Here is a 22,858-nt window from a genome sequence, read left to right on the forward strand (position 1 = left end):
AAAGATTTTAGAGGAATACACAATGAATCCAGCATTATGGGTAAGTAAAACAGGTTTAGACGCACAACAAACAAACATTGCGACTATCTCAAACAACTTGGCTAACGCCTCAACGGTTGGTTTTAAAAAGAGCCGTGCCGTATTTGAAGATCTGTTTTACCAAAACGTAAACCAAGCCGGTGCACAATCAACTCAGAATACTGAATTACCAACTGGTTTAATGCTAGGTTCTGGTTCTAAAGTGGTAGCAACTCAAAAAGTATTTACTAACGGTAACGCTCAAACCACGTCAAACGGCATGGATATGATGATTGAAGGTAAAGGCTTTTTCCAAGTAACCATGCCTGATGGCAACATTGGTTATACACGTAATGGTCAATTTACTCTTAATGATGAAGGCGCGATTGTAACCACTGGTGCAGGCTACCGTTTAGAGCCTGAAATTGTTGTTCCTGAAGATGCGATTAACGTAACTGTTGGTACTGATGGTGAAGTATCTGTTCGTCTACGTGGTCAGCAAGATAACCAAGTTATTGGTCAAATTAATACTGTTGATTTCATTAACCCTGGCGGTTTAGAGCCTGTAGGTCAAAACTTATACTTGCCTACAGGTGCAAGTGGTGACCCACAAGAAGGTACACCAGGTTTAGAAGGTTTCGGTGCCGTTCGTCAATCAATGCTTGAAGCATCAAACGTAAACGTAACTGAAGAATTGGTAAATATGATCGAAGCGCAACGTGTTTACGAAATGAACTCTAAAGTTATTTCTGCTGTTGATAAGATGGCAAGCTTTGTTAACCAACAACTGTAATTGGTGATTAGGATGAAACGTCTTCTTTGTTTACTGCTATTAACAACATTAACTGGTTGTGAAACGCTGTTAATTAAAAATCCGAGCGCACAAGAGAGCGAGGTGACTTCTGCTACAACAAATGTTGATGCAGTTGAAGGTGATAAAGCCAAAGAAGAAGACTCAGGTATCATCGATACACTACGTGGTCGTAATGATCCTATTGCAGGGGATCCTGCGTGGGCGCCGATTCATCCTAAAGAAAAACCAGAGCATTATGCGGCTGCTACCGGTTCTCTATTTAATGTTGACCACGCACAAGACATGTACGATGACACTAAGCCTCGTGGGTTAGGTGATATCGTAACCGTTATGCTAGCTGAAAATACAAAAGCGGCAAAAAGTGCAGATGCTGAGTTATCTAAATCAAATGATTCAAGCATGGACCCATTGCAAGTCGGTGGACAAGAGCTGCAAATGGGTGGCCAATATAACTTTTCTTATGAGTTATCAAATGACAACAACTTCACCGGTAACACATCGGCTAACCAAAGTAATAGCTTAAGTGGTTCAATTACTGTGGAAGTAATCGAAGTATTATCAAATGGTAACTTACTGATCCGTGGAGAGAAATGGTTAACGCTAAATACGGGTGATGAATACATTCGACTAAGCGGCACCATTCGCCCAGATGATATTAATTTTGATAACACGATTGATTCGACACGAATCTCAAATGCTCGTATTCAATATTCAGGTACGGGTGATCAACAAGATATGCAAGAACCTGGATTCTTGGCACGATTCTTTAATGTAGCACTATAATAATGACGAATCGTTGGAGTTTTGACGTGAATAAAAATCTAGTTACTGTACTTTTTACTTGGTTATGCCTAAGTATATCTACAGCACACGCTGCTCGTATTAAAGACGTAGCAGAAGTTGCTGGGGTTCGTAGTAACCAATTAATTGGCTATGGTCTAGTTTCTGGTTTACCAGGTACTGGTGAGTCAACCCCGTTTACCGATCAAAGTTTCAATGCCATGCTGCAAAACTTTGGTATTCAATTACCACCGGGTACAAAACCAAAGACTAAAAACGTAGCGGCAGTAATGGTAACTGCAACCTTGCCACCGTTTTCTAAACAAGGCCAAGTGGTTGATGTAACAGTTTCATCAGTAGGTTCAGCAAAAAGCTTACGTGGTGGTACGTTATTACAAACTTTCTTAAAAGGTCTAGATGGTAAAACGTACGCGATTGCACAAGGTAACTTAATTGTAAGTGGTTTTAGTGCAACTGGTGCCGATGGTTCTAAAATTGTAGGTAATAACCCAACTGTTGGTCGTATCTCTGGTGGTGCGATGGTTGAACGTGAAGTTCCATCTCCATTTGGTCGTGGTGACTTTATTACCTTTAACCTTTTAGAATCAGATTTTACTACAGCGCAGCGTATGGCTGATGCGGTAAATAATTTCTTAGGTCCAAACATGGCTTCAGCTGTGGATGCAACGTCAGTACGAGTTCGTGCTCCTCGTGATATTAGTCAACGTGTTGCTTTCTTATCTGCAGTAGAGAATGTGGATTTTGACCCAGCAGATGGTTCTGCAAAAATCATTGTTAACTCTCGTACTGGTACTATTGTTGTTGGTAAACACGTGAAGTTAAAACCAGCTGCGGTAACCCATGGTGGTATGACGGTTGCAATTAAAGAGAATTTACAGGTTAGCCAGCCGGGTCCATTTAGTGATGGGCAAACGGTAGTCACACCAGACTCTGATATCGAAGTGACTGAAGAGCAAGGTAAAATGTTTAAATTTGAACCGGGCTTAACATTAGATGATTTAGTAAGAGCTGTGAATGAAGTAGGTGCTGCACCATCAGATTTAATGGCTATTTTACAAGCATTAAAACAAGCTGGTGCAATTGAAGGTCAATTGATCATTATCTAATCGCTGCTTGCTTTATAAAGACAATAAACGCACCTCTAGTAGGTGCGTTTTTTTTGGCATCAAATTTGCTGTAGTTATATTAGTGTTAGTTAATGCAAAGTGTGAAGATGAATAATTCGGTAAATATGACAGATGTGGGATTTATCCACGACGTAGGCGGTCTTGATAAATTACGTAAAAGTGCCGTTAGTGGCGATCAAGATAGTCAAGATAAAGCATTGCGTGCAGCAGCAGAGCAGTTTGAATCAATCTTCACACAAATGCTTTTTAAATCAATGCGTAATGCAAATGACTCTTTTAAATCAGATATGATGAGCAGTGATAATCAGCAGTTCTTCGAACAAATGCGTGATGATCAAATGGCCACAGAGTTATCGAAAAAAGGCTCATTAGGTTTAGCTGATATGATTGTTGCTCAATTAGGCGCATCAATGAACCAAGCCGCACCTGTACAAAGCGGCAATAACTTAGAGCAAGATGCAAGAATGGCAATGCGTAAAGCGGCAACCGATGAAACATTGCGCCTGCCAGCTGATTATTCGTATCCTCACGCATCTCAAGCAAAACAAGAATCTCAAACAGAAGCGCCAGAGATTGCACAAATTGATAAAATGTTAGCAGCGAGAAAAGTTCAACCTGCTGATAAATTTGAAACACCTCAAGATTTTGTTAACACCATGAAACCGTACGCAGAAAAAGCAGCAAAAGCATTAGGTGTTGATTCTAATCTTCTTATTGCACAAGCGGCACTAGAAACCGGTTGGGGTAAAAAGGTCATTAAGAACTCGGTAGATTCAAGTCATAACTTATTTAATATTAAAGCAGATAGAAGTTGGCAAGGAGATAAGATCTCTAAGAATACGCTTGAGTATCACGATAACATTGCAGTGACAGAAAATGCAGCGTTCCGTTCATACGATAACTACGAAGAGAGTTTCAGTGATTTTGTTCGCTTCTTAAATCAAAACCCACGTTATGAACGAGCACTACAACAAACGGATAGCTCAGAAAGTTTCATTAAAGGTATTCATAGTGCGGGTTATGCTACGGATCCAAATTATTCAAATAAAGTAATGAGTGTAATGAGAAAAGTAGAAAGCTTATTAAAGTAATACGCACGCATTAAATACAAACACTAACATTAAATCCTGTCTCTTGAAAAAGCGGCAGGATTTTTTGTTTTTGGTTGCCGCATAAAATGAAAAGAGGCAAAGAAGAGGCAAGAAAAATGTATTCGATCAGGAATGTTATTAAAGTAAATATCAATAGTGCGAATTAAGTCGTTGAAAATTATATAAATAAAAGTTGGCATGCTGATTGCTATATTAGATTCGTTAGGAAATATTATCGCATCATTTTATAGAGTTTTTTTGGAGGCAACATGGGACTTGATCTGCTAAATCTAGGTACACAAGGTGTGCTTACGGCGCAGCGTCAACTGAATACGACCAGTCACAATATTAACAACGTTAATACTGAAGGCTTTAGTCGTCAATCGGTTGTTCAAGATACTAATATGCCTCATTGGGTGTCAGGTGCAAACTTCGGCGCAGGCGTGCATGTAGCCGCTGTGCGACGTTCGTTTGATCAGTTCGCTACAAATGAACTGAACCTTTCGACAACCAACTTAAACTACTCTATGGATACAGAAGCGAATCTTGATGTATTAACGAATATGATGTCATCAATTGGTGCTAAGCGTATTCCTGAAAACATCAATGATTGGTTTGATGCAGTAAAAACACTTGCCGACAGCCCTAACGAAATCGGTGCGCGTAAGGTAGTACTTGAAAAATCACGCCTTGTTTCACAAAGCTTAAATGATTTTTACGAAAATGTGCGTCAGCAAAATGCAGATGTAAATAAAAAGATGGATCTAACCGTAGAGCGTATGAATGCCATTGCTCTTGAGTTAAAAGACATTAACAAAATGATGGTTAAGACCCCAGGTCCGCACAATGACCTAATGGACCGTCATGAAAAGTTAATTAAAGAGCTATCTCAATACACAAAAGTAACGATCACTAAGCGTGACAACGAGAATTCATTCAATGTATTAATTGGTGGTGGACATATGCTTGTGTCTGGCACAAATGCAAGTGAATTGAAAATGATCGCAGGTACTCCAGACCCATTACAGCGTCGACTAGCAATGGTTGAAGGTAAAGGCATGAAAGCGATTCAGCATGACAGCATTGGCGGTAAATTATCGGCACTGTTCGAATTACGTGATAGCACTATCCCAACAATCATGGATGAATTAGGCCGTGTAGCAGTAGGCTTCAGCAGTGAAGTTAACCGTTTACAAAGCCAAGCGATTGATTTGCGTGGCCAGATCGGTGCAAACATTTTCTCTGATGTGAATTCAGAACAAGCAGCACGTAGCCGTGCCATTGTACAAGGTGGTTCTTCTGCTGAAGTAGGCGTATTTATTGATGATATCAGCTTACTAAAAGCAGGCGATTACGCACTAAAATACGATGGTAGCCAATATACAGTGACCCGACCAACAGGTGAAGTACAACGCTTAGACCCAACCGGTAACCCATCGACCTTTTTCTTAGACGGTATGCGAGTTGAAATTCGTGAACCACTAAGTGCCGGTGAGCGTGTATTACTTCGCCCAACTCGTATTGCGGCTGGTGAAATTAAGCTTGAGATGAATGAAGCAGAGAAAATTGCCGCACAAAGCTATGCAAGTTCTGCAACATTTGCAACTGGTAATGCAAAATTTAAAGTTCTGCAATCAGGTGCATTAAAAGAATTCCAAGTAGTTATCTCTCCTGCAGCAAATCAGTTTGCTGTATTAGATATGAAAGGAAAAATGTTACTTGAACCTCAAACATACCCACCAAAAGGCCCAGTAACTGTTGGTGGAACTACGTTTGAATTAACAGGTGGTGCTGCAGCAAATGATAAATTTGCAGCGAACCTAGTTCCATCTGAAGGTGATAACGGTAACTTGTTGCTAATGCAAGGCTTACAGACACGTAAAGTAATGGACGAAGGCCGTTCTACGGTGATTGACCTATACGAAAACGTAAATACTGAAATCGGCCTGAAAAAAGCAACAGCGTCTCGTTTATCTGAAGTATCTCGTGTAGAGAATGAAGCAGCTCAAAGTCGTGTTGCTTCAGTTTCTGGTGTGAACTTAGATGAAGAAGCGGCAAACATGATGAAGTTCCAACAAGCGTACATGGCATCTTCACGCATCATGAAAGCAGCGGATGAAACGTTCAACTCAATTTTACAATTGTCGTAATTAAGGAGCTGTAGAGTATGTTAAATCGTATTTCAAGCTTTCATAATTACCAAGCGGTGCAAAATGATATTTCGCGCCAAGAGGCGAAAGTGCATCACACTAGTGCACAATTAGCATCAGGTAAAAAGCTATTAACAGCAGGAGACGACCCCGTTGCTGCGTTATATGCCCAAAACCTAACTCAAAAGAAAGAAGAGTTACGCCAATATACAGATACTATTACATTGGCACGTAACCGTTTAGAGCGTCATGAAGTTGCGATTGCGAATGCTGAGCAATTTGCTGATGATGCAAAACGTAGCGTAATGGAAATGATCAATGGTTCATTAGCACCAGAAGATCGTTACGCTCACGCGCAAGATTTAAAAGGTATCGCAAGTAACTTCTTGAATCTGACTAACATGTTAGATGAATCAGGAAACTACTTATTTTCTGGTACGAAACCGAAAACACAGCCATTTTTTAAATCTAATGATGGTACCGTTGCTTATGCGGGTGATGAATATCAACGTAAGTTAAAGGTATCAGGTTCAATTGAAGTTGCGGTAAATGACGCTGGTAGCAAACTGTTCACTGAAATTAAAAATCCATTTGGTGATTATGATCCTCAGTATGCTTTGCAAGAAGGGTCTGAATTGTTGTTATCACAAGCAACGAATACAAATTATACCGATCCTGCTACGTACGAAGTAAGCTTCAGTGCTTCGGCAAATGGCCAATATAATTACCAATTATCAAAAGATGGTAGTGTGGTTAAAAATGCTCAATTTGATCCATCAGAAGGGATTAAATATGAAGGTGTTGATATTCAGATCCGTGGCCAGTTAAAGTCAGGTGATGTGATCACTCTAGAGCCAAAGAAAACCATTAGCATTTTTGATTCATTTAAAAAAGCATCTGAATTAGCGTTAAATGATGTTGCTGACGCATCAACAACAGCAGAGCTTCAACAAGTAACTGATGAATTTCATGCTGCATTTATTCACTTAAGCCAAGCACGAGCAGAAGTGGGTACAAGACAAAATACCTTAGATCAACAAGAACAGCAGCATCAAGATTTTGATTTAACCTTGTCGAAATCATTAAGTTCAATTGAAGATTTAGATTACGCACAAGCAGTAATTGAATTTAATGAAAATACACGAGCACTCCAAGCGTCTCAACAAGCGTTTGGTAAAGTAAAAGACATTACTTTATTTAATTACGTGTAAATACCACCATTAAATAAAATAAAGAGCCTAGCAGTAATGTTAGGCTTTTTTATTTCTATAACTAATTGAATTATCAATACATTGCATGGGAAATGCCTTGCCGCTCCGTTTGCTTTTTTGCCGCTTTTTAGTCGTAGGTAAATAGTCGTTTATTTATTGAGGCAAAGAGAAAAAAAGCGGCAAGCCCTATTGTTCATTAAGCGGCAAAAATATTTTTTATTCTTATTTTTTCTATAAAAAGCGGAAAAATAAAGAATATGGTTATTTTGTAAGTTGTTGTTATTTAGTGTTTTTAATTTATTTTTGCTTATATAAAAGCATTTATTTAAAAAACTGGCACACCTTATGCTAATTAATAACTATGACTGAGAAGCTCACAGTTTGCCAATGGTAAATAGTGGCATAGCAGTTGCAGAGTAGAGTTGAAGGCTTTGCTTTTGTATGTCAGTCATTAATGTGCATGTTTTTCTCATCTTGGCATGAGATTTGATATGTAAATTACATGACACTGAATAACTATTGGCTAATTGTGGCTGATATAAATTTAAATATTTCTGAATAGAGCAGAAATGAGTTTTCGTGAAAGCGAAGCCAAAGGAGAGCAACGATGGCTGTAAATGTAAATACTAACGTATCTGCGATGACTGCGCAGCGTTACCTAAACAACGCAACAAATGACCTAAACAACTCAATGGAGCGTTTATCGTCAGGTACTAAAATCAACAGCGCAAAAGATGACGCTGCTGGTCTACAAATTTCTAACCGCTTAACAGCTCAGACTCGTGGTCTTGATGTTGCTATGCGTAACGCGAACGATGGTATTTCTATCGCTCAAACAGCTGAAGGTGCGATGAATGAATCGACTAACATCCTTCAACGTATGCGTGACTTATCACTACAAGCGGCAAACGGTTCTAACTCAGACCAAGATCGTGCTTCTATCCAAGAAGAAGTTCACGCACTATCTGATGAACTAAACCGTATCGCAGAGACAACATCATTCGGTGGTCGTCGTCTACTTAATGGTCAATTCGGTGAGTCAGCATTCCAAATCGGTGCTAACGCTGGTGAAGCAATCCTAATCAAGTTACCGTCAGTTCGTGCTGATGATGACAGCATGGGTGGTCAACGTTTCGTTTCTGAAAACGGCAAGAGTGCATCTTGGAACGTAGAACCTGGTAAGAATGACATGAAACTAGAATTCACGACTAAAAAAGGTGAAGCAGTTTCTATCGATATCAGTGCTAAAGCTGGTGACGACATCGAAGAATTAGCAACATACATCAACGGTCAATCAGACAAGATCTCAGCATCTGTAGGTGATGAAGGTAAACTTCAACTGTTTGTTGCTGAACCATCAATCGAAGGTGAGTTATCAATCACTGGTAACCTTGCAACTGAACTTGGCCTAGAAAGCGGTCTTGGTTCTAAAGCGACAGTTGATAAACTAGACGTAACGTCTGTAGGTGATGCACAAGTGTCTATCGGTGTTATCGATTCAGCTCTTGCTTACATCGACCGTGAGCGTGCTGATTTAGGTGCTAAACAAAACCGTTTAGGTCACAGCATCAACAACTTGTCAAACATTCAAGAGAATGTATCTGCTTCTAACAGCCGAATCAAAGATACTGATTTTGCTAAAGAAACAACAAACATGACAAAAGCACAAATCCTTCAGCAGTCTAGTACTTCTATTCTTGCTCAAGCGAAACAGTTACCAAACGCTGCACTAACTTTACTGCAGTAATTGAGTAACTAACAACAGTCATATGAATGAACAAGAGGTGCTCTCATCTCTCATCAACCTCTTGTTCACTTGATTGTTGTGCAAGCTTTAGGTAACTGGTTTTTTGTGTTCTTCTCACAGATCTCCTCATAAAAAACCAGCCTAGCTTTATGCCCCTTAATTGGGGCTACCCTTCCAAAAATACTCTTTTTAATCCAGAAAATCTGATTTCGGTCGATGACTTACTGTCTATTCTATAAGTAAGGTCATGTCATGAATTCATTCTTACGTTTTTTATTGTTTATTTTCTTTTCAACTTCAGTACACAGTGTGCCGTTTACTCTTACTCAATTATCGAGCATGAGAGAACATTCAATGATTGCCGCTAATAATTGCATCGATCCTGTATTACAGCACTACTTTGAAGATGAAGGGATAACACCTGAAAATAGCCACATTAAAGGTTATGGGGCATGTTTTAATGCCAATAAACATAAAGTGAAACGCCAGCCTAAGAAGCATTTAAAAGACTATTTAGGTACTGAGTGTTCAGATCCTGCATTTATTAAGTTATTGAAAGATGAAGGTATAAATCCTAATGAATATGATATTCAAAGTAGTGACCGTTGTGGGCATCAAAATATCAGTTAAGCTTTCAGTATTTATGCCGTTATAACTATTAAGATGAAAATAAATTAAGAGATTGTTATGTCTGTAACGGTAAACACCAATGTGTCTGCAATGACGGCACAGCGATATTTAAATCAAGCAACAGAACACTTAAACCAATCAATGGAACGCCTTTCGTCAGGTAAAAGAATTAATAGTGCGAAAGATGATGCGGCTGGTTTGCAAATATCAAATCGTTTGAAATCTCAAATGAGTGGTTTGGATGTGGCGGTTCGTAATGCGAATGACGGTATTTCAATTGCACAAACAGCAGAAGGTGCAATGAATGAAAGTACTAATATTTTGCAACGTATGCGCGATTTAGCACTACAGTCTTCTAATGGTTCTAATACGTTACAGGACAGACAAGCAATTCAAGAAGAAGCGGATGCACTTAACGATGAATTAAATCGTATTGCAGAAACCACTTCTTTTGGTGGCCGACGTTTGTTGAATGGTCAGTTTGGTACATCGACCTTTCAGATTGGTGCCAATGCGGGTGAAGCGGTTCAACTTACTTTAGGTAGTATGCGTTCAGATACACTAGCGATGGGTGGGTTTCATTACACATCTCAAAACCAATTAAACAAAGGTTGGACAGTACCAGAAGGTGGTCAAACGCTTACCATGTCATTTAATGATGAAAATGGTAAAACTCAAGAAATCACGATTGAAGCGAAAGCGGGTGATGATATTGAGGAATTGGCAACGTATATCAATGGGCAGAACGATACTGTTCAAGCTTCTGTTGATGAGAATGGCCAATTACAGTTATTTACCGCAGGTGATTTAGTCTCAAGTGCGGTGACATTTGGAGGATCACTCTCTGCTGAATTAGCCATTGGTGGTGCTGTATTTGATACTGTTAATGATTTAGACCTAACGAGTGTTGGTGGCTCACAACGTGCTATTGCAACTTTAGATGCAGCAATGGGGTTTGTTGATAAAGAACGAGCAACGTTAGGCGCTTTCCAAAACCGCTTTGACCATGCTATCAATAACTTGAATAATATTCATGAAAATGTTGCTGCGTCAAACAGTCGTATTGAAGACACAGATTTTGCTAAAGAAACGGTTGAGATGATGAAAGCTCAAATCTTACAGCAAGTAAGCTCAACGGTACTAGCACAAGCAAAACAAGCACCAGATATTGCTTTAAAACTGCTTGGTTAACTTATACCAATCGACATAACTATTTTTTAAACCAGCAATCATTGCTGGTTTTTTTTCGTCTAAAGAAAATAAAGTAGCTAAAGCGAAATAAATAAAGAAATAAGGAGCTAAATCTAAAGGAAGAGGTGGCTAAATCCCTTTTGCATCAAGGTTCTGGCTAATACTTGGTCAAAAGCAAAAAAACTTTAGCTATTTTTTAGTCAATTGTAAAAAACTTTGAAGCACGATCATAGTTCATAAAGTAATCATCTATTTTATAAATAAATCGATAAAGGTTTATTTTTAACCGTCGTTAAGTTAAGTATCAGGCACTAATAGCAATCAATTTAGTGTCGAATAATAAAGCTCAGTTTTCCGAACTACGGAAAACAATCGGAAAACTAAACGGAGATACCACTATGTCGATTACAGTAAATACTAACGTATCAGCAATGACAGCTCAGCGTTACTTGAACAATGCAACGGATGGCGTGAATCAATCAATGGAACGTCTATCTTCTGGCTTTAAGATTAACAGTGCAAAAGATGATGCTGCTGGCCTACAGATTTCAAACCGTTTGACGTCACAATCTCGTGGTTTAGATGTAGCTGTACGCAATGCAAACGATGGTATTTCAATTGCACAAACTGCTGAAGGTGCAATGAATGAGTCAACAAACATCTTACAACGTATGCGTGACTTATCACTACAATCTGCAAACGGTTCAAATACAACTTCTGATCGTGAAGCGATTCAACAAGAAGTTGGTGCGCTTAATGATGAGCTGAACCGTATTGCTGAAACAACCTCTTTCGGTGGTTCTCGTCTTCTTAATGGTCAATTTGGTACTAAATCATTCCAAATCGGTGCTGATTCAGGTGAAGCGGTAATGCTTAGCCTTAACAACATGCGTTCAGACTCTGCATCAATGGGCGGAACAAGCTATAAAGCAGAAACGGCACTGGGTGGTGATTGGGCTGTAAATGCTGAGAAATCAGAATTGACTGTTTCTTATGTAAACCGTGCAGGTGAAGAGAAAGAGTTAACGATTAATGCTAAGTCTGGTGATGATATTGAGCAAGTAGCGACTTACATCAATGGTCAAACAGATGCGGTTAATGCGTCAGTATCAGAAAATGGTGAGCTACAAATTGTAACCTCTAACGATAAAGTTCAAGGTGAAGTTAAATTTGGTGGTTCATTAGCTGGTGAACTGAATATGGGTGCAGCGCAAGCTGAGACGGTTAAGAGCATCGACGTAACTACGGTAGGTGGTTCTCAGAAGGCTGTGGCTATTCTTGATGCAGCAATGCAATTTGTTGATTCAAATCGTGCTGACTTAGGTGCATTCCAAAACCGCTTTAGCCATGCGATAAACAACTTAGATAACATTAATGAAAATGTTTCTGCATCTAATAGCCGAATTAAAGATGTAGATTTTGCTAAAGAAACAACAGAGATGACGAAATCTCAGATTCTTCAACAAGCAAGTTCTTCTATTTTAGCTCAAGCTAAGCAAGCACCTAACGCTGCTCTTGGTCTATTACGCTAATTTATTAGGCGATTTAAATAACTTCTAAGGTAATAGTGCTCTCACACTATGCCAAAGCCGGGGCTTGCCTCGGCTTTTTTTGTTTATAAAACCATCAATAAATATCTATTTCTCTCTAAATTAGGTGATTTTCCTCACGTTTTATCTGGGATTTAAATTATTTTCGTTTTTTTTGCATTTTTCTCTAAAGAGTTTCCGATTGCGAGCGATAACTTAATTACAAGGCACAGTGACTAAGAAAAAGCTTAAAAATTCTTAAAAAAGAAAAGCTTAAAAAATTAAAAGTTTTTCTAAAGTAATTTGAAAGTAGGTCGCTAAGTTAAGTATCAACGATGAACAATACGGTTACCGGTCCAGGAGCGGAGTGATTCGGAACCAAAGTGGAGAAATAAATTATGTCTATCAATGTAAACACAAACGTATCAGCAATGACAGCACAGCGTTACCTAAGCAACGCAACTAACGACCTAAACAGCTCAATGGAGCGTTTGTCTTCAGGTCTTAAAATTAACAGTGCTAAAGATGATGCAGCGGGTCTACAAATTTCAAACCGTTTAACATCTCAAACTCGTGGTTTAGATGTTGCAGTTCGAAATGCAAATGATGGTATCTCAATGGCGCAAACTGCTGAAGGTGCGATGAACGAAACAACGAACATCCTTCAACGTATGCGTGATTTATCACTTCAATCAGCTAACGGTTCAAATACACATGCAGACCGTACAGCGATTCAAGAAGAAGTGGTTGCTTTGAATGACGAATTAAACCGTATTGCAGAAACAACATCGTTCGGTGGCTCACGCCTACTTAACGGCCAGTTCGGTACTAAATCTTTCCAAATCGGTTCAGATTCAGGTGAAGCGGTAATGCTTACTCTGAACAACATGCGCTCTGATACAACAGCGATGGGTGGTTCTACTTACTCAGCGACTGAAGGTAAAGATTCAAACTGGAAAGTGGGTGCTGAAAATACAGAATTAACAATGAACTTTGTTGATAGCAAAGGTGAAGAACAAAACATCACTATCAATGCAAAAGCTGGTGACGACATTGAAGAAGTAGCAACTTACATCAATGGTCAAAGCGATGCAGTAAATGCTTCTGTAACTGAAGACGGCAAATTACAAATTTTTGCAGCAGCAGATGCAACTGATATTGAATTCAGTGGTTCATTAAGCAATGAACTGGGTATGGGTAATAAAGTATCTGACACAGTTAAGAGCATCGATGTAACAACCGTTGGTGGTTCACAAAAAGCAGTAGCAATTCTTGATTCAGCAATGCAATACGTTGATTCAAACCGTGCTGATTTAGGTGCTTTCCAAAACCGTTTCAACCACGCTATTAACAACTTAGAAAACATTAACGAGAACGTGAATGCGTCTAACAGCCAAATCAAAGATGTTGATTTTGCTAAAGAAACGACAGCAATGACGAAATCTCAAATCCTGCAACAAGCGAGCTCGTCTATTCTTGCTCAAGCTAAGCAGGCACCAAATGCAGCATTAGGCCTGTTGGGCTAATCAGCATAGTAAACACTTGTGAGAATGTGAGCTTATGCCATCTGCAAAGTTCAATCCCAACAGGTTATAAGTGAGTCTGACTTACTTTATAAAAATTAAACTTAGGCTATCTCGCGATGTATTTTGTAGAGGTGAGAGTCTACAAAGTATATAGAGATACGCTTTTAAATATATGTGAGAAACAATGGCTGGGGCGGAGGATGAGACCAAACCACCATTGCACTTTCCCTTAGGAGATCTATTTATGTCTATTACAGTAAATACTAACGTATCAGCAATGACTGCACAGCGTTACTTAAACAGCGCAACTGATGGCGTTAACCAATCTATGGAACGTCTATCATCTGGTAGCAAAATCAACAGTGCTAAAGATGACGCAGCTGGTCTACAAATCTCTAACCGTCTAAACACGCAAACTCGTGGTCTAGACGTAGCGGTTCGTAACGCAAACGACGGCATCTCTATGATGCAAACTGCTGAAGGCGCAATGAAAGAGACTTCAAACATCCTTTCTCGTGTACGTGACCTAGCACTGCAATCGTCAAATGGTTCAAACACTGACGCTGACCGTCAAGCGATCCAACAAGAAGTTACGGCTCTTTCTGACGAAATGAACCGTATCGCTGAAACAACTTCTTTCGGTGGCACACGTCTACTTAACGGTAACTTCGGTACTAAATCTTTCCAAGTTGGTGCTGATTCAGGTGAAGCAGTAATGCTTACTCTAAACAACCTACGTGCAGACGAAGCAAACATGGGTGGTAAAACATTCACAGCTTCTGAAGGTGTTGCTGCTGGTTGGACTGCTGGTAAAGATGCAAACATGACTATCACAATCGCTGATAAGAATGGTGAAGAGCAAGCTATCGAAATCAACGCTAAAGCTGGCGACGATATCGAAGAAGTTGCAACATACATCAACGGTCAAACTGACAAAGTTAGCGCTTCTGTTGGCGAAGATGGCAAACTACAAGTATTCGCAGCTAAAGACGTTGCAGAAGGCGAAATCAGCTTCTCTGGTGCTCTAGCTAAAGAAACTGGTATGGCTGATGCTGAAGTTGCAAACAAAACTGTTGGCAACATCGACGTAACTACAGTTGCTGGTTCTCAAAACGCAGTAGCAGTTGTTGACGCAGCAATGAAATTTGTTGATAGTCACCGTTCTGAACTAGGTGCTGCTCAAAACCGTATGGGTCACACAATCAGCAACTTAGACAACATTAACGAAAACGTTTCTGCTTCTAAGAGCCAAATCAAAGACGTTGATTTCGCGAAAGAAACAACTGAAATGACTAAGTCTCAAATCCTACAGCAAGCAAGTTCTTCTATCCTTGCTCAAGCTAAGCAAGCGCCAAACGCTGCTCTAGGTCTATTACGTTAATCGTTGATTAATTGATAATACTAAAATAGGTAGGTGGGCGGCTTCATCGTCTACCCACTTACTGAAATATGACAGCAGGACCGCTCCTCTTGCTGTCTTTTTTCGTATTAGGAGGAAAATACTATGGATTCATCATTTGTATCTTCAACAATCCACTCCACACCCCCTTCAAATAACGGCACGCAAATTGCTAGTTCTAATGTGCAACCAGCATCATCTGTTTATGTAGATAACAAAGCATCGCTTATCGAAGGTACAGAACCTTTAACCGCTAGCGAAGCCATTGTTGCAGAAGCAGAACAAAAGCTTGAAACGAAAAAGAAAGAAGCACTTCATAAAGCAGTAGAAGAGCTTAATGAATACGTTAAAAGCATGGATCGAGGACTATCGTTTCGCCTAGATGAAGAGTCAGGGCGGCAGGTTATTACCGTTTTTGAAGTCAGCAGCGGTGATATCATTCGACAAATTCCCGATGAAAAGATGTTGGAAGTTGCTAGAGATTTAGCTGCCAGTGCATCTGGATTGATAGCTGAGAGGATTTAAACCGTTAATTGAGGAAAGCGATTCATGAGTGTTAGCCCGATGGGGATGGGTGGTGGCCTAGATATTAATTCTATGGTGAGCAAAATAGTTGAAAGCGAGCGCTTACCTAAGCAGCAGCGCATCGACCGTGAACGTTCAGACATAGATACTAATATTAGTGGTTACGGCCGTCTGCAAGAATCATTAGATACCATGAAGAATCTTATGACGACTTTCCGTCAAGACGACACATTTGCATCGAGAACTATCTCAAGTAGTGATGAAGATGTAGTTAGTGCTACGGCGAGCCCTGATGCACTTGCGGGTCGTTATACTATTGACGTTTTACAACTTGCTCAAGCTCAAAAGCTAGCATCGTCTCCTATTCGTGATGATGCTAAATTTGGCCCGGGTAAATTAGAAATATCGCTAGGTAAGAAATCATTTACCATCGATGTTGTCGGCCAAAATAATAAAATTACTGACATTTTAAAACAGATTAACAGTGCACCTTCAAATCCAGGTGTGCAAGCTTCTATCGTAAAAGACGATGGTGGCTCTCGTTTAATTCTCGCATCTGATAAGCCAGGCGAAAGTAATAAAGTTAAAATTGAAGTTGATGCAAAATACAATAACCAATTGCATCGATTTGCGTTTAACCCTGACTTTGATCCAACGGTATCAACGAAGTTTGATATTCCAACATTGCTTCAATATCAGCAAGTGCCTGAAGTTGCCGCTCAACAAGTTCGTGAGCCAATTACAGAGCAAGAAGTACCAGAGCTGAGTGACGAAGAAAAATACGCTTACTTTAAACCTTTAATTGATTATGCCAATCGTGAATTAGCTCGTGAAGAAAAAGCAGCTAAAGAAATCATGATGCAGCAAGAAGCAACAGCGGCATTAGCGACGTTAGAAGATCCAACCGATCCAACATCTGGCATGTCAGGATGGAGTGAGCGAACTGCAGGAACACTGCAAGCGGCACTTCCAAATGAAGATGAAAAGATTGAATTAGCTAAAGCGGCAAAGCAAGGCGATCAAGATGCAGCTGAAGCACTTGCAGAAATTGGACAAACGCCAGATACAGTTTTCCAAGCTGCGGGCATTACTTATGAAGCGCCTCAGAAAGAAGCACCGAAAAAAGAAATTGTTGATATAGCAAAAGAAAAAGTAGAAAAACTGCCGCCAACAATTAAAGAAATAGCAAAAGAAAAATTAGAACCGATTGAAAAGGTTGTAGAGACCATTAAACCAGAAGGTCCACGCAAACCTTTATATTCTGGTCTTCAAGAAGTTCAATCGGCAAGCAGTGCAAAAGTGGTCTTGGATGGCGTTGCAAGAATAAGCAGTGACACCAATGTTATTCAAGATGCGGTTCAAGGTGTTGATATCACTTTAAAAGGTACAACAGCTGAAGCAAGTAAGCGTATCGATTTAGATGTGCAGTTTGATAGAGATACTGTAAAAGCTGCTATCGAACAATTTGTTAATACTTACAATCAGTTCTATGAAACCACTAAAGCATTGAGTGGTTTTGATCCGGCAACAGGTCAAAGTGGTCCTCTTGCGGGAGACAGTGTCGTGCGTTCGGCTGAGTCTCGTTTAAAATCTGTGTTTGTCGCGCCAGTCGAATCAGCGCCTACAGGGATAAAAACTCTGATAGAGCTTGGTATTTCAACAACTCGACAAGGCACACTTGAAATAAATCAGTCAATGTTAGATCGTCAATTGAATGAAAATTTCAGTCAATTGCATACCTTCTTTGGTGGCTCAAAAGGTTTTGCAAAAAAGGTTGAAGACGTTATTCAAAGTATGACAGGGGTGAGTGGTCCAATTCGTACGCGAATGAATACGATGCGAGATCAAAACTATCGTCTTAATGATCAGCAGGTTGATTTAGATCGCCGAATGGAAAGTCTTCAAGAACGTACGCGTAATAAATTTGCCAATATGCAAGATGTAACCGGAAAAATGAAAGCGCAGTTATCAGGTATGATGAATGCGTTGGGTTAATGCTGCCTTGTTATTGGTATAGAGGTTACCGATGGAATTATTAAAGCAATTAGAAGCGTTAGATCAAGAGTTACAAAACCAATATCGTAGTGAAGATATTAATTTTGAACAATTGGCTACTTTTTTAGCAAATCGGGAACAACTCTTGCATGCATGTATGCAAGCGTCAGAAATAGTGGCATCCACTGAATGGCAACTCGCAATTGCACGAACCCAACTTATTGTTAAAGAGATGACAGAGTTAGGGCAGCAATTTGCACTTGATTATCAAAAACTGAATCATGCGAAGAAATCGGTTCAGTTGTATAGAAAATTTCAATAAAACTGAGGAAATACGATGAGAGGTTCACTACAGGCATATAAAAAGGTATCAATTGATAGCCAATTAAGTGCTGCATCACCTCATAAGGTAATTCAAATGCTAATGGCTGGAGCTATTGAGCGTTTAATCCAAGGTAAAGCTGCCATGGAACAAGGCAATACACCAGTTAAAGGCGAGCGTCTTGGCAAGGCATTAGACATCGTGATCAGTCTACGTTCGTGTCTATCAATGGACGATGGTGGTGAAATTGCTAGTAACCTAGATTCTTTATACGATTTTATGATCCGCCAAATTTCACACGCTAACCAAAATAATGATGGTCAGGCTATTGATGATGTTGTAGAAATGCTACGTGAAATCAAATCAGCTTGGGATCAAATTCCTGCAGAATTTCATAATCTTACCGCAGATCAAGTTGGTATCTAATTAAACCGATTTTATAAATCAAATTTATTTTTCGATTTTTATACTAACCTCTCATTTACAACATGACTGTCGATAAGTAGACAGTCATAGTTGCCTTATTTTTCTTATGCTATAATATGTTGGCAATATTTCGTTGCTGTTCAATGAATAGACCACATAAATCAAAGAATTAAGGCATATCCACATCTATGCAAGGTTTAGCAAAGACTCTTATTATTGAAGATGATGCTCAGAGCCGTCATAATCTTAAGGTGATCCTTGAGTTTATCGGTGAACATTGTCATGCCATTTCAGCTTCAGAATTGTCTACTTTTGAGTGGAGTGAGCCATGGAGTGCTTGTTTTTTAGGTCAAGTTTCTGACCAAGCGCTGAAAGATATAATCAAAAGTTCATTAGTTGTACATAATCATATTCCAGTCATTATGCTTGCGGGGGCTATGCATGATGTTGAGGAATTGACAAACTATGTTGGTGAACTGAATCAACCAGTTAATTATCCTCAATTAACCGATGCATTACGTCATTGCCAAGAATTTATGGGTCGTCGTGGGTTAGAAGTACCTCACCTAGGCCGTAAAAATACCTTATTCCGTAGTATGGTTGGACAAAGTACCGCTATTAGTACTGTTCGCCATTTAATTGAACAAGTTTCAGGTACAGAAGCAAGCGTATTAGTTCTTGGTGAATCGGGCACAGGTAAAGAAGTAGTTGCACGTAACTTGCACTATCATTCGCCACGCCGTAAAGGACCATTTGTTCCGGTTAACTGTGGTGCAATTCCACCAGATCTTCTAGAAAGTGAACTGTTTGGCCATGAGAAAGGGGCGTTTACCGGTGCAATTACTGCACGTAAAGGTCGCTTTGAATTGGCACAAGGCGGTACGTTATTTTTAGATGAAATTGGTGATATGCCAATGCCGATGCAGGTGAAATTACTTCGTGTTCTTCAAGAGCGTTGTTTTGAGCGTGTAGGTGGTAATCAGAGTATTCGTGCTGATGTTCGTATTGTTGCTGCGACGCACCGTAATTTAGATGAGATGATAGAGAAAGGCACATTCCGTGAAGATCTGTATTATCGTTTAAATGTTTTCCCAATTGAAATGCCGGCATTACGTGAGCGTAAGCAAGATATTCCTTTGTTGCTGCAAGAGTTATTAGCAAGAATGGAAGCTGAAGGCAGCACACGCGTACGACTAACTCCTCGTGCCGTTAACTCGTTAATGGAACACCATTGGCCTGGTAACGTACGTGAATTAGCAAACTTAATAGAGCGTTTGATGATCTTATTCCCAGGGGAATCGGTGGACGTAAATCACTTACCAACGAAGTATCGTTATAGTGATATTCCAGAGTTTCAACCTGAAAATTACAATCAGCAATCAATTGAAGAGCAAGAACAAGCGGCATTAGCTGACATGTTTGCTAACTTTAGTGATGGTGGTATTCCTCAACAAGGAATGCAAAACGCAGGACCAACATCGAATGATTTACCAGAAGATGGTTTAAATCTGAAAGAGATGTTAGCCGAAGTTGAAGTTAATATGATATGCCAGGCACTTGAAGCGCAAAATGGTGTTGTTGCACGAGCAGCAGACATGCTAGGTATGCGCCGTACTACTCTTGTTGAGAAAATGCGTAAATATAATTTAAATAAAGATGATATGCGTTAATACTCTTTAGTCAAAAAGAGATAACGTTTCACTAATTTAAATGACAAAAATTTGACCGTCAAGCTTACATGTGTAGTGTAAGTTGTTGATAATAAATACCAAAAGGGCTGGCATGTAAAATGCATCAGCCCTTTTGTTGTTTTGGCGGGAATAAAATTATGCAGGGTAATTCTGAGAGTGACTTAAACTCACCTCTTGGCACAGTAGAAGAGCAAAATACACGGTATAAACAGGTTTTAGATGTTATGCCAGCTGGGGTTATTTTACTTGATACACAAGGTATGGTGTGTGAAGTCAACCCAGAGGCAATTAAGCTTTTAGGTTTACCTTTATTGGGAGAGCGTTGGTTTGAAGTCATTCAACGATCGTTTGATCCAAGAGAAGATGATGGTCATGAGATCTCGTTACGTAATGGACGCAAAGTTCGATTAGCAATTTCGGCATCAGAAACAGGTCAATTAATACTAATAACTGATCTGACTGAAACGCGTTTATTGCAATCGCGTGTGAGTGATCTTCAGCGATTATCATCATTAGGTAAGATGGTTGCCTCTCTTGCTCACCAAGTAAGAACGCCGTTATCGAGTGCAATGCTGTACGCTTCAAACTTAGGATCACCAAATTTACCTGCCGCAACGCATAAACGTTTTCAAACTAAATTGGTTGATCGCCTTCATGATTTAGAGAAGCAAGTGAATGACATGCTGCTCTTTGCTAAAGGCGGTGATAATAAAGTTGTTAAGCCATTCACTATTGGTGATTTGGTCGCTGAATATCGTCCAATGGTTGAAACGGCTCTGCAATCAAATCAAGTCGATTATTTCCTAGAAGTCGAACATGAAGACACTGTGCTAATGGGGAACGCCAATGCCATTGCCAGTGCCATTAGTAATTTGATCATGAATGCCATTCAAGTGATAGGGAAAGGGTGTCAAATCGACGTCTTTTTCAGACCTGTGAATGGGTTTTTAAAAATATCGGTGCAAGATAATGGCCCCGGTATACCACTAGAGTTACAAGACAAAATAATGGAACCATTTTTTACTACTCGCTCTCAAGGCACAGGCCTTGGTCTTGCCGTTGTACAAATGGTTTGTCGAGCTCATAAAGGACAACTTGAATTGTATTCAGAACCGGATGATGGCGCATGTTTTACCATGTCAATTCCACTATCAGCAACCCAAACAGACAACCTAGCTCAAACAGAATCTGGAGAATAAATCATGGCACAAAGCAAAGTATTAATTGTCGAGGATGATGAAGGTTTACGTGAAGCCTTGATCGACACGCTAGAGTTAGCTGGTTACGAATGGGTAGAAGCCGATAGCGCAGAAACAGCATTACTTATTTTGAAGAAAGAACCTGTTGATATTGTTGTTTCTGATGTTCAAATGGCTGGCATGGGTGGATTGGCCTTATTGCGCAGTATTAAATTAAATTGGCCGAATCTTCCGGTTCTTTTAATGACGGCTTACGCCAATATTGAAGATGCGGTTTCTGCAATGAAAGATGGTGCTATTGATTACATGGCTAAGCCATTTGCACCTGAAGTATTACTGAATATGGTTAGCCGTTATGCTCCAGTGAAAACGGAGCAAACGGGTGATGCTATCGTTGCTGATGAAAAGAGTCTTAAGCTACTTAAATTAGCTGATAAAGTCGCACGTACAGACGCTAACGTGATGGTGCTTGGTCCTAGTGGTTCAGGTAAAGAAGTCATGTCACGTTATATTCATAACAATTCACAACGAAGTGAAGGCCCATTTGTTGCCATTAACTGTGCCGCTATTCCTGACAATATGTTAGAAGCAACGTTATTTGGTTATGAAAAAGGTGCCTTTACGGGGGCCGTTCAAGCGTGCCCAGGTAAATTTGAACAAGCTCAAGGTGGTACTATTTTACTGGATGAGATCAGTGAAATGGATCTTAATCTACAAGCTAAGTTATTGCGTGTATTACAAGAACGTGAAGTTGAGCGTTTAGGTGGTCGTAAGAGCATTAAGTTAGATGTACGTATCTTAGCAACCAGTAACCGTGATCTGAAAAAGTACGTAGAAGAAGGTAATTTCCGTGAAGATTTATATTACCGCTTAAACGTATTCCCAATTGCATGGCCGCCATTAAAAGATCGTAAAGGTGATATTGCACCAATAGCTCAACACTTAGTAGAGCGTCACTGTCAAAAACAAGGTTTACCAGTTCCTAGTTTTAGTGCAGAAGCCACTCAAAAACTAGAAGCGTACCCATGGCCGGGTAACGTTCGTGAACTAGATAACGTAGTTCAACGTGCGCTTATTCTTGCTGAAGAACATACGATCACTGCGGATGATGTTTTATTAGAAGGGGTTGATTGGGCGGATGCGGATGGCTTACAACAAGTGGTAAGTGGTGAAGCGCCAACAATTAGACCTGAGCAACAAGTACCGTCAATAAATGAGACAGCAGCACCAGCAACGTCTGAAGAAAGTGAGGTTTTGGTTGCATCTAGTGGCTTAGGTGGTGAACTTAGAGAACAAGAATTTATCATTATCCTTGAAACCATAAAAGCCTGTGATGGTAAACGAAAAGATGTCGCTGAAAAACTAGGTATTAGCCCAAGAACACTACGTTACAAGTTAGCGAAGATGCGTGATGCTGGAATAGATATCCCAAGTTAAAACAATGAGTTATCGTTATTGATATATTG

19 protein-coding genes are annotated in these 22,858 nt (G+C 39.8%); all 19 read left to right on the plus strand.

Translation table 11 applies throughout. The annotated features are described in order from the left end of the window. The first annotated feature begins 22 nt into the window (after positions 1–22). A complete protein-coding gene (gene flgG, locus GNP81_RS03550) occupies positions 23–811 on the plus strand; it encodes a flagellar basal-body rod protein FlgG (RefSeq protein WP_005420395.1) in 789 nt (262 codons plus the stop codon). A 12-nt stretch (positions 812–823) separates the two neighbouring features. Beyond that, positions 824–1,615: a flagellar basal body L-ring protein FlgH gene (gene flgH, locus GNP81_RS03555; protein WP_011262373.1), complete on the plus strand. Its 792-nt coding sequence runs from the start codon at positions 824–826 to the stop codon at positions 1,613–1,615. Positions 1,616–1,617: 2 nt separating this feature from the next. Continuing rightward, positions 1,618–2,739, plus strand: coding sequence for a flagellar basal body P-ring protein FlgI (locus tag GNP81_RS03560; protein ID WP_011262372.1), 1,122 nt, complete (start codon positions 1,618–1,620; stop codon positions 2,737–2,739). A gap of 107 nt (positions 2,740–2,846) precedes the next feature. After that, positions 2,847–3,851 carry a flagellar assembly peptidoglycan hydrolase FlgJ gene (gene flgJ, locus GNP81_RS03565; protein ID WP_005420389.1) on the plus strand — a complete coding sequence of 335 codons (1,005 nt, stop codon included), beginning with the start codon at positions 2,847–2,849 and terminating at the stop codon, positions 3,849–3,851. A gap of 269 nt (positions 3,852–4,120) precedes the next feature. Then, positions 4,121–6,001 carry a flagellar hook-associated protein FlgK gene (flgK, locus tag GNP81_RS03570; RefSeq protein ID WP_005420386.1) on the plus strand — a complete coding sequence of 627 codons (1,881 nt, stop codon included), beginning with the start codon at positions 4,121–4,123 and terminating at the stop codon, positions 5,999–6,001. Between the two features lie 17 nt (positions 6,002–6,018). Beyond that, positions 6,019–7,212, plus strand: a complete 1,194-nt coding sequence (flgL, locus tag GNP81_RS03575; RefSeq protein ID WP_012533878.1) for a flagellar hook-associated protein FlgL — start codon at positions 6,019–6,021, stop codon at positions 7,210–7,212. A 607-nt stretch (positions 7,213–7,819) separates the two neighbouring features. Next, a complete protein-coding gene (locus GNP81_RS03580; protein ID WP_005420381.1) occupies positions 7,820–8,959 on the plus strand; it encodes a flagellin in 1,140 nt (379 codons plus the stop codon). Positions 8,960–9,211: 252 nt separating this feature from the next. Continuing rightward, entirely contained in the window at positions 9,212–9,589 is a 378-nt protein-coding gene (locus tag GNP81_RS03585; RefSeq protein WP_155673573.1) for a hypothetical protein, read from the plus strand. A gap of 57 nt (positions 9,590–9,646) precedes the next feature. Next, positions 9,647–10,780 carry a flagellin gene (locus GNP81_RS03590; protein ID WP_155673574.1) on the plus strand — a complete coding sequence of 378 codons (1,134 nt, stop codon included), beginning with the start codon at positions 9,647–9,649 and terminating at the stop codon, positions 10,778–10,780. Positions 10,781–11,178: 398 nt separating this feature from the next. Next, positions 11,179–12,312, plus strand: coding sequence for a flagellin (locus GNP81_RS03595; RefSeq protein ID WP_005420375.1), 1,134 nt, complete (start codon positions 11,179–11,181; stop codon positions 12,310–12,312). Between the two features lie 395 nt (positions 12,313–12,707). Next, complete coding sequence (locus GNP81_RS03600) at positions 12,708–13,835, plus strand: flagellin (RefSeq protein WP_011262367.1); 1,128 nt, start codon at positions 12,708–12,710, stop codon at positions 13,833–13,835. Between the two features lie 244 nt (positions 13,836–14,079). Next, positions 14,080–15,216, plus strand: a complete 1,137-nt coding sequence (locus GNP81_RS03605; protein WP_005420373.1) for a flagellin — start codon at positions 14,080–14,082, stop codon at positions 15,214–15,216. Positions 15,217–15,339: 123 nt separating this feature from the next. Continuing rightward, a complete protein-coding gene (flaG, locus tag GNP81_RS03610) occupies positions 15,340–15,759 on the plus strand; it encodes a flagellar protein FlaG (RefSeq protein ID WP_155673575.1) in 420 nt (139 codons plus the stop codon). A 24-nt stretch (positions 15,760–15,783) separates the two neighbouring features. Further along, positions 15,784–17,754 carry a flagellar filament capping protein FliD gene (gene fliD / locus GNP81_RS03615; protein WP_011262365.1) on the plus strand — a complete coding sequence of 657 codons (1,971 nt, stop codon included), beginning with the start codon at positions 15,784–15,786 and terminating at the stop codon, positions 17,752–17,754. Positions 17,755–17,785: 31 nt separating this feature from the next. Then, entirely contained in the window at positions 17,786–18,076 is a 291-nt protein-coding gene (locus tag GNP81_RS03620) for a hypothetical protein (protein ID WP_155670667.1), read from the plus strand. A 15-nt stretch (positions 18,077–18,091) separates the two neighbouring features. Beyond that, positions 18,092–18,502, plus strand: coding sequence for a flagellar export chaperone FliS (fliS, locus tag GNP81_RS03625; RefSeq protein ID WP_005420369.1), 411 nt, complete (start codon positions 18,092–18,094; stop codon positions 18,500–18,502). 188 nt (positions 18,503–18,690) lie between these two features. Beyond that, positions 18,691–20,172, plus strand: a complete 1,482-nt coding sequence (locus tag GNP81_RS03630; protein WP_011262363.1) for a sigma-54 interaction domain-containing protein — start codon at positions 18,691–18,693, stop codon at positions 20,170–20,172. Between the two features lie 158 nt (positions 20,173–20,330). Beyond that, positions 20,331–21,392 carry a sensor histidine kinase gene (locus GNP81_RS03635; RefSeq protein ID WP_155673576.1) on the plus strand — a complete coding sequence of 354 codons (1,062 nt, stop codon included), beginning with the start codon at positions 20,331–20,333 and terminating at the stop codon, positions 21,390–21,392. 3 nt (positions 21,393–21,395) lie between these two features. Continuing rightward, complete coding sequence (locus tag GNP81_RS03640) at positions 21,396–22,829, plus strand: sigma-54-dependent transcriptional regulator (RefSeq protein ID WP_012533820.1); 1,434 nt, start codon at positions 21,396–21,398, stop codon at positions 22,827–22,829. Positions 22,830–22,858: the final 29 nt, after the last annotated feature.

Source organism: Aliivibrio fischeri, from assembly GCF_009727955.1.
Lineage (GTDB): Bacteria > Pseudomonadota > Gammaproteobacteria > Enterobacterales > Vibrionaceae > Aliivibrio > Aliivibrio fischeri_A.